The sequence below is a fragment of the Chryseobacterium sp. CP-77 genome (assembly GCF_036362765.1).
GTDB classification, from domain to species: Bacteria; Bacteroidota; Bacteroidia; order Flavobacteriales; family Weeksellaceae; genus Chryseobacterium; species Chryseobacterium cupriresistens.
The window spans coordinates 4,536,928-4,550,150 of sequence record NZ_CP143637.1; the positions used below are offsets into that span (position 1 = coordinate 4,536,928).

Below are 13,223 nucleotides of genomic sequence, written 5' to 3' on the forward strand. Positions count from 1 at the left end.
AGTGGTATTGTGCAGAGTTAAAATTTAGATAAAAATTAAAGTGCTGGAATGATTTTACCTGAAACTTCACCGAAACCTACTCTCACACCGTCTTTTTCAGCCCAAGCCTTCATGGTAACCGTATCATTGTCTTCAATGAATTTTCTTTCTTCTCCGTTGCTTAATGATAAAGGATTTTGTCCTCTCCATGTCAGTTCAAGCATAGAACCGAAAGATTTCGGATCACTTCCTGAGATGGTACCGCTGGCATATAGGTCACCTACTTCCACATTACATCCGTTTACCGTGTGATGTGCCAGTTGCTGGGTCATATTCCAGTACATGTGTTTGTAGTTGCTTTCGCAGATCAGGTTTTGATCTCCGTTTTCAGGCTGGATATATACTTCAAGGTTGATATCGTAATTTTTATCGCCTTCAAATTTTAAATAGTCTAAAACCTCAGGATCCTGCACCGGGGAAGCGGTTCTGAACGGCTCCAGAGCTTCAAGGGTAACTACCCATGGAGAAATGGATGAACCGAAGTTTTTTGCAAGGAAAGGCCCTAGCGGAACGTATTCCCAGGATTGGATATCTCTTGCAGACCAATCGTTGAAAACGACCATTCCGAAGATGGCATCTTCAGCGTCTTTAGTAGAAATACTTTCTCCCATCTCTGTATTTTTATTGATGATGAAAGCCATTTCCAGTTCAAAATCCAGTTGTTTAGATGGTCCGAAAACCGGTTTATCTGCATCTGCAGGCTTTGTCTGACCTTTCGGACGATTGATCTCCGTTCCGGAAACTACGATAGAGGATGCTCTTCCGTGGTAACCTACCGGTAGATGTTTCCAGTTGGGTAATAAAGCGTTTGCCGGGTCACGGAACATTTTTCCTACGTTGGTAGCATGTTCGATGCTGCTGTAGAAATCGGTGTAATTCGGGATGTGAACAGGCATCATCATTTTTACTTTATCCAGGTCATAGAAAGCCTCTTCAATAGTTTTCTGATCTTTTGATAAAGTGGATCCTTCCTGCAATAAGGTTTGGATTTTAGTACGAACAGCATTGGTAACAGGCTTACCCAGCTCGATAAATTCGTTGATGGTATACGCTTCAAAAACATTGTCGTCTAATCCTTCAATATCTTCAAAATATCCAAGATCGTACAAGGTAGCAAGATCAATGACCTGATCTCCGATTCTTGTACAGCATCCGATATATTCTTTGTTAAAAACTGCGACTCCGAAAGGAATATTGTGTATAGAAAAATCCGAATTTGAGGAATAGTCTACAAATGATTTCATAAGTTTAGATTTTAGTTAGATTCAATATCATCCGGAGAATTCCCCGGAACATTTATTTGGTCTTTTTTGAGTAAGAGGCTTCATCAATCCATCTGTCTCTGGTATTGACATCGATAAGGTACAAAATATTGTCCTGTTGTGTCAGCAATAAAGTTTTCGTGACAGGCATTGGGATTTTTTTGTTTTCAAGCATGTCTGCCCGTAAAGAAATAATATTTTTTTTCCTGATGATATCACCGGTAAAAACATTGGAACTGCTTTCTCCAGTTGCTTTATCATCGAAAACTTCTACATACGTGGCATTATTTCCTTTGATGATAATAAAGTCCCGTTCCGTATGATCGGCTTCATCTTTGATGAAAACAAACTTTTTGTTATCAATATTCACATTTGCAAGATGCTGATTGATGCCTTTTCTTTGTTCAAGTCGGTTAAGGATTTCATTCAAAGTTCCATATTGTGCTTTAAGCCCTAAGGTTCCCAGAAGAAAAATCCCGATAAAAAGTTTTCTCATATACTGTGTTTTATAAAAAAGTTTTGCCAGAATACAGTATTCTGACAAAACTTATATTTTATTGTAAAATTTAAAGATTACCTCTTCTTTCCTGTTCTCTTTCTAATGCTTCGAATAACGCCTTGAAATTTCCGGCACCAAAACTTTGCGCACCGTGTCTTTCAATAATTTCGAAGAATAGAGTAGGGCGGTCTTCTACAGGCTTCGTAAAGATCTGTAATAAATACCCTTCTTCATCATGATCAATAAGTATACCTAACTCCTGAAGTTTTTTAAGATCTTCATCAATATGACCTACTCTTTCAGGAACCATGTCGTAATAAGCTTCCGGTGGAGCAGAAAGGAATTCAACACCACGTTTCTTCAATTCAGTTACGGTGTGGATGATATCTTTCGTTGCTACAGCAATGTGCTGTACCCCTTCACCTTCATAGAAATCAAGATATTCTTCTACCTGAGATTTCTTTTTACCTTCTGCAGGTTCGTTGATCGGGAATTTTGCATATCCGTTTCCGTTTGACATTACTTTAGACATCAATGCAGAATATTCTGTATTGATCTGCTTATCATCAAAAGAAAGGATGTTTACAAATCCCATTACTTTTTCATACCATTCTACGGTTGGGATCATTCTGTTCCAGTCAACATTTCCTACACAGTGGTCTACATATAGTAACCCTGCTTCTTCAGGCTTATAATCACTGTCCCACTTTTCATAACCAGGCATGAAAGCTCCGTTATAATTTTTTCTTTCCACAAACATGTGAACGGTTTCTCCATAGGTGTAGATACCAGACATTCTTACCTCACCCTGCTCATCAGTTAACGTTACAGGCTCTAAATAAGGTTTTCCTCCTCTTTTAGTTGTTTCTTCGAAAGCTGCATAAGCGTCATCTACCCAAAGTGCCAAAATTTTTACTCCGTCACCATGTTTTTTTACATGCTCACTGATAGGAGAGTCAGATTTAAGTCCCGTTGTTAATACCAATCTGATTTTTCCCTGTTGAAGCACATAAGATGCACGGTCTCTTACTCCTGTTTCAGGACCCGCATAAGCTACAGACTGAAAACCGAAAGCGGTTTTGTAATAATGGGCAGCCTGTTTTGCATTTCCTACATAAAACTCAATATAATCTGTACCATTAATTGGTAAGAAATTTTCTGCTTGAGCTATTTTCTCGGCAAATGTAAGTGTTGACATATTTTCTCTTTTACTTTTATTTTATTGGTATGCAAATTACAAAATTCTTAGACATTGCGAAAATATTCCCCTGGATTCGTTGAATATATTTAACATAACGTTAAAGAAGAGTTTACTTAAGTATATTTAAGTTTCATAAGTCTAAAATCATCTGCCTACATTTGTTATACAAAAGACAAGTGAAAAAAAATATTTCGAAACATGAAAGCCGTAGATTTCTCTGCGGCTTCTTATTTTAGATTGTTTCAATTTTTCGGTTGAGCATTCCTGCGTCGGGATTATAATTATCCCATATCTTCCAGGAATCATTTATTTTTCGGATAAAATAGATCTGGGTACTGAGTTGATTTACGAAATGTTCTTCGCCGGTTTCTCCAACTTTAAACAGAAGATTCCAGAACTCCTGAGACTCCAGGATTTTTTTGTCCGGTTCGTCTGTGACAACGTGAATATCAAATACTTCGTAATTGGATCTGTTGTTTTTTGTAATCAGGTGAAAATCTTTATCGCACAACTCTTTACTAAACTGTGAAGCTCTTTCCAGAAAAGGAGAATCGTCAAATACCAGACCTTTTAAAAGTTCGGTATTGTGAGTCGGAAACTGCTTATAAAATTCAAAAACGGCAGCACAGTAATCATATACCATCTGTGTAAGATAGGATTGGTCATCGGCTTGCTCATCATGCTCTTTTCTGTATCTTATCGTAAGAATATAATCATTAAGGTCTTTATATCCCAGGAAGATGCAAATCTTATCCAGTGTTTTTAAAAACCTGAGATCACTATGGGTTTTATCCTGATAATCGTTTTCAAAAAAGCGTTGAAGGGTAACATGGGAAATGGTATTTCCGATTTCAAATTTTTTTCCTCCCTTCAGTTCTTCAGCCTCAGAGAGTTCATCTTTGATAATTTCGGAAAGAATAATATAATGGCTTCTCTTCCATTCATTCACATTCCCCAAAACAGAATTCCTTACCTTGGAATGTTTTACAATTTCGTCTCGTATCGAATTATATATAGTTTTCAATTTCCTTGTTTTTGAATGAATTTTATCAAATATACTGCCAAAAAATTAATATTTTCATATGATTCTATGATGTTAAATTCAAAATTTGTTTTAATTTTTATAGCAAAATAGTTTTGAAAACTTTATAGTTTGATTATCAATGTTTAAATCTTTCAAAAGCAGCTCTTTCCAGCATTTCTCTGTCATCCGGATGGGCAATGCTGATAAGTTCCTGCGCTCTCTGGCGAAGATTTTTTCCGTACAGATAAGCTGTCCCGTATTCAGTTACTACATAATGAATATGTCCTCTTGTAGTAACTACACCAGCGCCTTGCTTAAGAAAGGGAACGATTCTGGAAATTCCTTTTTTGGTTCTTGCGGTAATGGCTATGATAGGTTTTCCGTCATCACTTAAAGCAGCACCGCGCATAAAATCCATTTGTCCTCCGATTCCACTATACTGGAGCGTTCCGATAGAGTCGGCACATACCTGTCCTGTAAGGTCTATTTCAATAGCAGAATTGATGGCAACCATCTTTTTGTTTCTCATGATATTGATTGGAAAATTAACCTCGCTTACGTCTCTGAAGGCAAACACGGTATTGTCATCCACATAGTCATAAAGTTTCCGGGTTCCGAAACAGAAACTTGTAATGGTTTTATTATCGTTGTAGCCTTTGTATTTGTTGTTGATCACATCATCCTGAATAAGGTCAATAACACCGTCGCTCAGCATTTCTGTGTGAATTCCCAGATCTTTGTGATTGGTAAGGCATTTCAGAACCGCATCAGGAATGGTTCCGATCCCCATCTGAAGGGTAGATCGGTCTTCAATAAGCTCCGCAACATTTTTTCCTACCAGCATTTCTTCAGGACCTACTTTGGAACCATAATCTACTGTTGGGAGTTCTTCTTCATGCCATACCAGTTTATGAATCCTGCTGATGTGGATCATCCCGTCTCCATGGGTTCTCGGCATTCTTGGATTAACGATGGCTACAATGATTTTTGCCGTATCTACAGCAGCTCTCGCAATATCGACTGAAGTTCCCAACGTACAAAAACCATGTTGATCTGGTGGAGAAACGGTGACGATCGCCACATCCAATGGCAGTATATTTTTTCTGAATAAAATAGGAATTTCACTTAAGAAAACGGGAACAAAGTCTCCGCGGTCAGAATTCACAGCATCACGCACAGGTGTGGAAACAAATAAAGAATTGATGAAAAAGCTGTCTTTGTATTGTGGTTTTGCAATTTCCACATTTCCCTGCTGGGTAATGGAAACCATTTCCACATTTTGCAACCGGCCGGACTGTCTCGCCAGCTCATCAATCAAATAATTCGGTGTACAGGCACTGCCGTGAAAAAACACACGGTTTCCGCTTTTTATCGTATATATTGCTTCTTCTGCGCTGATGTAATTATTCATATTTTGTTTTTTTTAAAATGTGTTCAACATATTTTAAATCTCATAAAAATACCGCTCTCCTTTCAAAGATAATCTTTATAATTTTATATTCATATAAATATTTTAAGGATATCGAACAGATTTTTGTCATATGAATAAACCTATTTTGATTTAAAATAAGAAGGACCAAATGCATTGGCATTCAGTCCTTTCGTTTTATCTTTTGTTTTGATGTAAATCTTAATTAGCGGCTTCTACAGCTGTTTTCTGTTTCATGCTTCCGGTTTCAGCAAATCGTAGATGCCAGCTGAAGGCTTCCTGTAATAAATGAGGAGTATGACCTCCTTTTTCGCAGGCTCTGTCGAAATAAGATTGCAATTCTTCTTTATAATCCGGGTGAACACAGTTGTCAATGATTTTCTGGGCTCTTTCTCTTGGCGCAAGCCCTCTTAAGTCAGCTAATCCAACATCTGTTACCAGAATATCAACATCATGTTCCGTATGATCGGTATGAGAAACCATTGGAAGCACGTGAGAAATATTGTTGCCTTTTGAAGCAGCCTGAGTTACGAAAATACTTAAATAAGCATTTCTTGCGAAGTCTCCGGAACCTCCGATTCCGTTCATGATTTTGGTTCCTCCGATATGAGTGGAGTTTACATTTCCATAAATATCGAATTCAATGGCGGTATTGATGGCGATCACTCCCAGTCTTCGGATCAGTCCCGGAGTATTGGAAATATTCTGAGGTCTTAAAACAAACTTGTCTTTATATTTTGAAAGGTTTCCTAAAACCCTTTCATAGCATTCCTGAGAAACGGTAATGGAAGATGCTGAGGCAAAGCTTAGCTTACCTGAGTCGATCAGATCGAAAGTACTGTCCTGAAGCACTTCAGAAAACATCGTCAGGTCATAAAAATTACTGTCTTTGAATCCTGTCAGAACAGCGTTGGCCACTTTACCGATACCTGCCTGAAGAGGAAGTAGTCTGTCGGTAAGCCGTCCTAAAAGAACTTCATTTTCAAAGAAAGCAAGAAGATGTTTGGCGATTGCTGTTGTTTTTTCGTCAGGTTCTGCAATATCTGCCGGACTGTCTTTACGGTTGGTAAATACAATAGCTTCAATCTTTTCAGGATTTACAGGAATGCTTTTTCTCCCGATTTTATTCCATGGTGCTACGATTGGAATAACATTTCTGTAAGGATAATCTTCAGCCTGGTAAATATCGTGGATTCCGTAAACTTCTTCTGGAACTTCGGTATTGATTTCAATGATCACTTTTTTAGCCAAAGCAGCAAATGTCACTGAATTTCCTACAGAAGTGGTAGGAACAATACTTCCGTCTCTTTCAATATAGGCCGCCTCAATAATAGCTACGTCAATACTCTGAAGATTTTTGGTGTGAAGAAGCTCTGCACTTTCACTTAAATGCTGGTCGATAAAGAGAATTTCGCCATTGTTGATTTTATTTCTTAAGACAGGATCTACCTGGAAAGGCATCCTTTTCTTCAGTACATTGGCTTCAGCCAGCTTTCCATCGGTACCGTGGCCTAGTGAAGCTCCCGTCATTAAAGTGACTTTAAGGTCTTCGGTTTTTCCTCTTTCTGCCAGTGCCGGTAAAATGGCTTTGCTGTCACCTGCTTTCGTAAAGCCGCTGGACCCGATGGTCATACCGTCTTTAATGATTTTTACTGCGTTTTCCGCGGTAGTTACTTTCTCGCGTAGACTTTCTAATCTGATTCTTTCTAACATGTAATATTGATTTTGTTTTAAACCACCATTACTTAGGATGCGTCATGAAAAATAATGATGGCCAATATGGTAACCATACCTCACAAATTTACGAAAAAAGACACTTTAAATAAAGGATTTAAAGCGTCTTTTGTATGTATTCAGTAATACTTTTTAATATGAACTTAATAGACTTTTTTAATATTAAATAAATCTATTTGAATTTTCAACCACAAAAGTCACAAAGCTTGGTTAAATACTCTTGTTTAATGAAAAAGCCAATATTAATACTGCATAAAGTTCACATTAGAGGAAAATCTTCGATTTTCAAAACTTTGTGTTCTTTATAATTAATAAAGATTCACCTATAAACCTTTAGTGTTTATATCTTTTGTGACTTTTGTGGTTGATAGTAAAGTTTAAAACTGTTTTAAATCTTTGTAGACTATTCCAGCCATGAAGTTTTATAAGATGGATCTTCCACTTTTAAAGCTTCTTCAGTAATTTTCAAAGGGCGGAAAGGGTCTACCATTACGGCATATTCTTCTGTGAATTTTTTGCCGATACTTCTTTCCATAGCACCTGGATGCGGACCGTGTACAATTCCTCCCGGGTGAAGGGTGAAGTCCATCAGGTCAATATGATTACGGCTCATAAAATCACCTTCGGTGTAGAACAGTACCTCATCAGAGTCAATATTGGAGTGGTTGTAAGGTGCAGGAATCGCCTGTGGGTGATAATCATACATTCTTGCACAGAATGAGCAGACTACGAAATTGTGTCCCTCAAAATTCTGGTGAACCGGTGGTGGTTGGTGAATTCTTCCTGTAATCGGTTCGAAGTTTTTAATATTGAATTTATAAGGATAAAAATATCCGTCCCAGCCTACTACATCAAACGGGTGAGTAGCGTAGATGAAGTCGGTAATCTGGTTTTCTTTTTTTACTTTAATTAAGAACTCTCCTTTTTCATCGATGGGTTCTCTGTAGGCAGGAGCTATTATATCTCTTTCGCAGAATGGAGAATGTTCCAAAAGCTGTCCGAATTCATTTCTGTATCTTTTCGGAGTGTAAATCGGAGAGTGGCTTTCCAATACGAAAAATACCGTATCATCAGACTTCAGTTCCACCTGATAAATTGTTCCCCTTGGAATAATAAGATAATCTCCGGTAACGAATTCAAGATCTCCTACAAATGTTTTTAAAATTCCCGTTCCGTTATGAACATATAAAAGCTCATCACATTCTGCATTTTTGTAGAAGTAATCCATCGATTTCCTTGGCTTGGCCAATCCCATTTTCAGGTCGTTGTTCATCAAAAGGATCTTTCGGCTGTCCATAAAGTCATCTTCAGGAGTTACGTTCATTCCTTTAAACATTCTTGGAGCAACATTCTTTTCCACAGCAATTTTGGGAGTAACATCTTTCGGCTCACCGATAGATTTGATCTGTGTAGGGCGGTGGATATGATATAACAGAGAAGAAATACCATGGAAGCCTTCTGTCCCGAAAAGCTGCTCATAGTAAAATTTATCTTCAGGAGACTTAAAGATCGTGTGTCTTTTTGGTGGGATATTTCCCGATTGATGATATCTCATTTTACTTTCATATGTAGTTTCTCAAATTTAATCATTTTTCATGAATTCAATCCATCTATATTTTTTTGAAGAAGTTTTGTATTTAAAAAATAATTGTTAGATTTGTCTAACAATTTTAATTTCATGAAGCGAATATTATTTTCTATTACTTTTTTATCTAGCTATTGCTTTGCGCAGGAGACGGACAGTTTGAGTTTACAGCAGTCTAAAAGTCAGGATTCTGCAAAAGTTATGAAGAGGGAAATCAAGACCAGTAACATTGAAGATGTAGTGGTTACCGGAACCATAAAACCGATGAGCAGGTCGAAAAGTCCTGTCGCTGTAGAGATTTATAGTCAGAAATTTTTCCAGAAAAATCCTACTCCCAGTATTTTTGAGGCCATTGCCATGGTGAATGGAGTAAAACCTCAGCTGAACTGTTCTGTGTGCAATACGGGAGATATCCATATTAATGGATTGGAAGGGCCATATACCATGATTCTGATTGACGGAATGCCGATTGTAAGTTCACTTTCCACCGTATATGGATTAAGCGGAATCCCCAATAGTCTGGTAGACAGAATTGAAGTTGTAAAAGGTCCTGCATCTTCTATCTATGGTTCTGAAGCCATGGGAGGGGTCATTAATATTATTACCAAAAATGCACTGACTGCTCCTAAATTAAGTGTTGACCTGATGACTTCAAGCTGGTTTGAAAATAATCTGGATCTTTCCACCAAATTCAACGTAGGAAAGAAAGCTGCTTCTTTATTAAGTTTAAATTATTTCAGTTTTCAGGAAAGAATAGATCAGAATAAAGATAATTTCACCGATGCTACTTTACAAAGCAGAATTTCGGTTTTCAATAAGTGGAATTTTAAAAGAAAGGAAAACAGACAGGCAAGTTTTGCCATGAGATATCTGTATGAAGACCGCTTTGGCGGAGAAATGCAATGGAATAAATCTTTCCGTGGCAGTGATGAGGTGTACGGAGAAAGTATTTATACGAACAGGGCAGAGATTTTCGGATTGTACGAATGGCCGATGAAAGAACATATTGTGACTCAGTTTTCTTATAATTACCATGACCAGAATTCATTTTATGGATCCAACCCATTCAATGCGACACAGAAAGTAGCTTTCATACAGACGTATTGGGACAGAAGTTTCGGGAAACATGACATCACTGCAGGACTTACTTTCAAAAGAACTTTTTACGATGATAATACTCCGGGAACATTAGCTGCGGATGGTATCACTAATGCGCCGATGAAATCGCCGATCTGGGGAGCATTTATCCAGGATCAGTGGGAAATCAATGATAAAAATACCTTACTGCTTGGATACAGATATGATTATGATAAAGTACATCATTCTGTACATTCACCTAGGTTGGCATGGAAATTTAATCCTAATCCATACCATACCTTGCGTTTCAACTTTGGAACAGGCTTCCGGGTGGTGAATTTGTTTACGGAAGATCACGCAGCATTGACAGGTTCAAGGGAAGTGGTGGTGAAATCTGACCTGAAGCCGGAAAGATCCATCAACGGAAACCTGAATTATATCTGGAAAATTCCTGTAGGCAGTCGAATGGTGAATCTTGATGCTTCTGCATTTTATACGTATTTCAGTAATAAAATTGTAGGTGATTTTGATTCCGATCCTAATAAAATTATTTATGACAATCTTCACGGGTACGGAATTTCAAGAGGAGCTTCCCTGAATGTGGATTTTAACTTTCAATTTCCTCTGAGTGTCAATCTTGGTGTTACTTATCTGGATGTCTATCAGAAATTTGATAATGAAAATCAAAAAACACAGCAATTGCATGCTCCGAAATGGAGTGGTACTTATAATCTGACTTATAAGTTTGCGAATAACCTGACCATCGATTTTACAGGACAGTTCTACGGACCCATGAGGCTTCCTGTTCTTGTGAACGATTTCCGCCCTGAATATTCGCCCTTTTATTCTCTGGCCAATATTCAGGTGTCCAAGAGTTTCAAATCCGGATTTGAAGTGTATTGCGGGATGAAAAACCTATTCAATTTCAGACCTAAAGATCCTTTGATGAGACCCTTTGACCCGTTTGATAAATATGTTGATGATCCTGTCAACAATCCTAATCATTATACTTTTGATACGGCGTACGGTTACGCCCCAATGCAGGGAATAAGAGGCTTTCTGGGTGTAAAATATACTTTGAAATGAAAAAAATAGCTTTATTTTTAATGTTAGTGCCCTGTTTTTATCTGTCTCAGATGAAGACAGGCACTTTTTCTGATCTTGAAGTTCAGCAGAAAGAAAACCCTAAACCGGTTGTGATCCATCTATATACAGATTGGTGCTCGGTCTGTAAGATTGAGTCTTTCCGTATGAATAAAGATCAGGAGCTGGTGAATATGGTCAATGATCACTTTTATTTTATCAACTTTGAGGCAGAGAAAACGAAGGAGAAAATTCATTTCCAGAATCAGGATTTTGAATATCTGCAGAATGGAAATTCGGGAATTCATGAGCTGGCGCTGGCATTGTCAAAAAATAAAAATCAGCCTGTTTATCCTTTGTGGATATTCCTGGATAAGCATCAGAATCTGGTGTATTATCAGGAAGGGCAGATGACGACTGAAAAAATGAAGCAGAAACTGCTGGAGATTTCTGCTTTGTAATTGAATGTTGTTTATATATCATTTCTCACAGATTACACGAATTACGCAGATGCTTGCGGAAAATATGAGTGCGTTTTTTTTTATGTTTCTGAGTTTTTGTTGGAAAAACGCAAAGGCGCAATTTTTTTTCTTTCTTCTGTTTTAAGTCGCAAGGATTTTTTATCCGTTTTTAAGACGCGAGGATTTTATCTTCGATAAAATTATATATTTCTAATACTTTATAAATAATTCTTTGCTGAAAATCTTTGATTTTCTTGCGCCTTAAAAACAATACATTAATTATTTTTCCTTGCGTCTTTGCGTTTTTCCAACAAATTAAATTTCTGCATCAATCAAAACCGCCAGCTGAATGCAAGGCTCGTCAGAACGGTTGCTCCAAGCATGATTCGTTCCTCTTTGAATGACAATGTCACCTGGTTTCAGAAGCGTTTCACCTTCTTCCATGATCAGATACAGCTCACCGGAAAGAATGATAATATAATCCAGTGTTGGCGTTTGATGCATCATTGGATGAGGTTTGTTCTTTTTCCATTCTACACCTAAATTTTTATCCGGAGGAACAACTACATACCGGAAATAAGTACCATTTTCAGGTGTTTGCGGAAATCCGATATTCGGAATTCTTGTTTCAAAGTCTAAACTTACAGGCATTGTTTTCGTATTCCATACATCTGAAATGATAAGTCCCGGAAAATGTTCTACAGCGTTTTCTACCTGCTGGTCTTCTATAATAACGGATTTTCCATCTTTAATTCCTGTTACGATTCGTCGTGGTATTTTATTCATCATTTCTCATGATAAGTTTATGACCCTGAGTCTGATTATTTTTTAATAGAGAATGCGCCTTCAGAACAGTTTCTAAAGAAAGGTTTCCTATGATTTTATGTTGAGAAGGAAGGATCGTTTCGTTTTCAATGAGTCTTTTTATTTCTAATAAACTGTTTTTATAATACTCATATTTTTTAATCATTCCGTAAGTGTAATTGGAAATATTCATAATCAGAGTTCCTTTGTTGAACAGTATTTCATGAGCTTCTTTTGTTACCAAAGCCGTGACATCCACATAGGTTCCGTTGATTTTCAAAACTTCTGCAGTCACTTCCGACATGTAGTTTCCCACCAGATCAATTCCAGATTCGAAAGGCTTATCGTTATTGGCTTTTAGAATATTACTGATAAGATTTTCTTCTTTATAATTGATGATCTGATGTTCTTTTAAACCCAGCTTAAGAAGGGTCTGTCTGTTTTCTTCACTGCCCACTGTGGCTGTGATCTGCCGGATATTATGTGCTAATAAAAGTTTGATCAGAAATGAACCGACTCCTCCGGTTGCTCCTGTTACCAAAACTGTATTTTCGGGGTTTAATTTCAAACGGTTAAAGATCTGTAAAGAAGTAAGCCCTGCTGAAGGAATGGCAGCCGCCTGTTCAAAAGAAATATTTTTTGGTTTAAAGGAAACAATGGCTTCAGGAACAGCAATATATTCAGCGTAAGTGCCGTTGCTTCCCATGGAACCGCTGCCACAATAGACTTCATCGCCAATATTGAATTCTGTAACTCCTGAACCTTTGTCCACTACAATTCCGGATAGTTCTCTTCCTAATATCGGGGAACTGATCAGTTTCCGTTCCAATTCATTTTCCAGCATCTGATAATCGATGGGATTGAAACCGCTTGCTTTAATATGGATTAAAACTTCATTGCTTTTGGGTTTTGGCTGTTCTGCAAATCCGTCTTCCAGCTTTCCGTTTTTATTTAAAATAACTGCTTTCATACTTTAAAATTTGATACACAAATGTAAAACGGGAATAGTTTATATTTGCTACTAG

Annotated in this window: 11 protein-coding genes; 2 read left to right on the top strand and 9 right to left on the bottom strand. The window is 37.5% G+C overall.

Going from position 1 to position 13,223, the window contains the following annotated elements:
- Positions 1 to 35: 35 nt before the first annotated feature.
- From fahA to V0410_RS20425, 7 genes are all read right to left on the bottom strand, one after another.
- Positions 36 to 1,283 carry a fumarylacetoacetase gene (gene fahA, locus V0410_RS20395; RefSeq protein ID WP_330745417.1) on the bottom strand — a complete coding sequence of 416 codons (1,248 nt, stop codon included), beginning with the start codon at positions 1,281 to 1,283 and terminating at the stop codon, positions 36 to 38.
- A gap of 52 nt (positions 1,284 to 1,335) precedes the next feature.
- Positions 1,336 to 1,797 (bottom strand): hypothetical protein, encoded by a 462-nt coding sequence (locus V0410_RS20400; protein ID WP_330745418.1) that lies wholly within the window; start codon positions 1,795 to 1,797, stop codon positions 1,336 to 1,338.
- A gap of 70 nt (positions 1,798 to 1,867) precedes the next feature.
- On the bottom strand, positions 1,868 to 2,998 hold the full coding sequence (gene hppD / locus V0410_RS20405) for a 4-hydroxyphenylpyruvate dioxygenase (protein WP_330745419.1): 1,131 nt from the start codon (positions 2,996 to 2,998) through the stop codon (positions 1,868 to 1,870).
- A 235-nt stretch (positions 2,999 to 3,233) separates the two neighbouring features.
- A complete protein-coding gene (locus V0410_RS20410; RefSeq protein WP_330745420.1) occupies positions 3,234 to 4,025 on the bottom strand; it encodes a hypothetical protein in 792 nt (263 codons plus the stop codon).
- Positions 4,026 to 4,161: 136 nt separating this feature from the next.
- The gene (locus V0410_RS20415) at positions 4,162 to 5,436 is read right to left on the bottom strand and encodes an acetyl-CoA hydrolase/transferase family protein (protein ID WP_110010900.1); all 1,275 of its coding nucleotides are present in this window, start codon (positions 5,434 to 5,436) and stop codon (positions 4,162 to 4,164) included.
- A gap of 219 nt (positions 5,437 to 5,655) precedes the next feature.
- Positions 5,656 to 7,167 carry a succinate CoA transferase gene (locus tag V0410_RS20420; protein WP_330745421.1) on the bottom strand — a complete coding sequence of 504 codons (1,512 nt, stop codon included), beginning with the start codon at positions 7,165 to 7,167 and terminating at the stop codon, positions 5,656 to 5,658.
- 424 nt (positions 7,168 to 7,591) lie between these two features.
- The gene (locus tag V0410_RS20425) at positions 7,592 to 8,743 is read right to left on the bottom strand and encodes a homogentisate 1,2-dioxygenase (RefSeq protein WP_330745422.1); all 1,152 of its coding nucleotides are present in this window, start codon (positions 8,741 to 8,743) and stop codon (positions 7,592 to 7,594) included.
- Between the two features lie 123 nt (positions 8,744 to 8,866).
- On the opposite strand from V0410_RS20425, the gene V0410_RS20430 reads away from it, so the two are divergent.
- Positions 8,867 to 10,936, top strand: a complete 2,070-nt coding sequence (locus V0410_RS20430; protein ID WP_330745423.1) for a TonB-dependent receptor plug domain-containing protein — start codon at positions 8,867 to 8,869, stop codon at positions 10,934 to 10,936.
- Positions 10,933 to 11,394, top strand: a complete 462-nt coding sequence (locus V0410_RS20435) for a thioredoxin fold domain-containing protein (protein WP_330745424.1) — start codon at positions 10,933 to 10,935, stop codon at positions 11,392 to 11,394. The genes V0410_RS20430 and V0410_RS20435 overlap by 4 nt, the downstream gene beginning before the upstream one ends.
- A 315-nt stretch (positions 11,395 to 11,709) precedes the next feature.
- Here the strand turns inward: V0410_RS20435 and V0410_RS20440 are convergent, their stop codons facing one another.
- Positions 11,710 to 12,183 carry a cupin domain-containing protein gene (locus tag V0410_RS20440; protein ID WP_330745425.1) on the bottom strand — a complete coding sequence of 158 codons (474 nt, stop codon included), beginning with the start codon at positions 12,181 to 12,183 and terminating at the stop codon, positions 11,710 to 11,712.
- On the bottom strand, positions 12,173 to 13,168 hold the full coding sequence (locus V0410_RS20445) for an NADP-dependent oxidoreductase (RefSeq protein WP_330745426.1): 996 nt from the start codon (positions 13,166 to 13,168) through the stop codon (positions 12,173 to 12,175). The genes V0410_RS20440 and V0410_RS20445 overlap by 11 nt, the downstream gene beginning before the upstream one ends.
- Positions 13,169 to 13,223 lie beyond the last annotated feature (55 nt).

Bases quoted from the DNA above. Each gene is read 5' to 3' on its own strand.
- fahA (WP_330745417.1), bottom strand. From the start codon at position 1,283: ATGAAATCATTTGTAGACTATTCCTCAAATTCGGATTTTTCTATACAC.
- V0410_RS20400 (WP_330745418.1), bottom strand. From the start codon at position 1,797: ATGAGAAAACTTTTTATCGGGATTTTTCTTCTGGGAACCTTAGGGCTT.
- hppD (WP_330745419.1), bottom strand. From the start codon at position 2,998: ATGTCAACACTTACATTTGCCGAGAAAATAGCTCAAGCAGAAAATTTC.
- V0410_RS20415 (WP_110010900.1), bottom strand. From the start codon at position 5,436: ATGAATAATTACATCAGCGCAGAAGAAGCAATATATACGATAAAAAGC.
- V0410_RS20420 (WP_330745421.1), bottom strand. From the start codon at position 7,167: ATGTTAGAAAGAATCAGATTAGAAAGTCTACGCGAGAAAGTAACTACC.
- V0410_RS20425 (WP_330745422.1), bottom strand. From the start codon at position 8,743: ATGAGATATCATCAATCGGGAAATATCCCACCAAAAAGACACACGATC.
- V0410_RS20430 (WP_330745423.1), top strand. From the start codon at position 8,867: ATGAAGCGAATATTATTTTCTATTACTTTTTTATCTAGCTATTGCTTT.
- V0410_RS20435 (WP_330745424.1), top strand. From the start codon at position 10,933: ATGAAAAAAATAGCTTTATTTTTAATGTTAGTGCCCTGTTTTTATCTG.
- V0410_RS20440 (WP_330745425.1), bottom strand. From the start codon at position 12,183: ATGATGAATAAAATACCACGACGAATCGTAACAGGAATTAAAGATGGA.
- V0410_RS20445 (WP_330745426.1), bottom strand. From the start codon at position 13,168: ATGAAAGCAGTTATTTTAAATAAAAACGGAAAGCTGGAAGACGGATTT.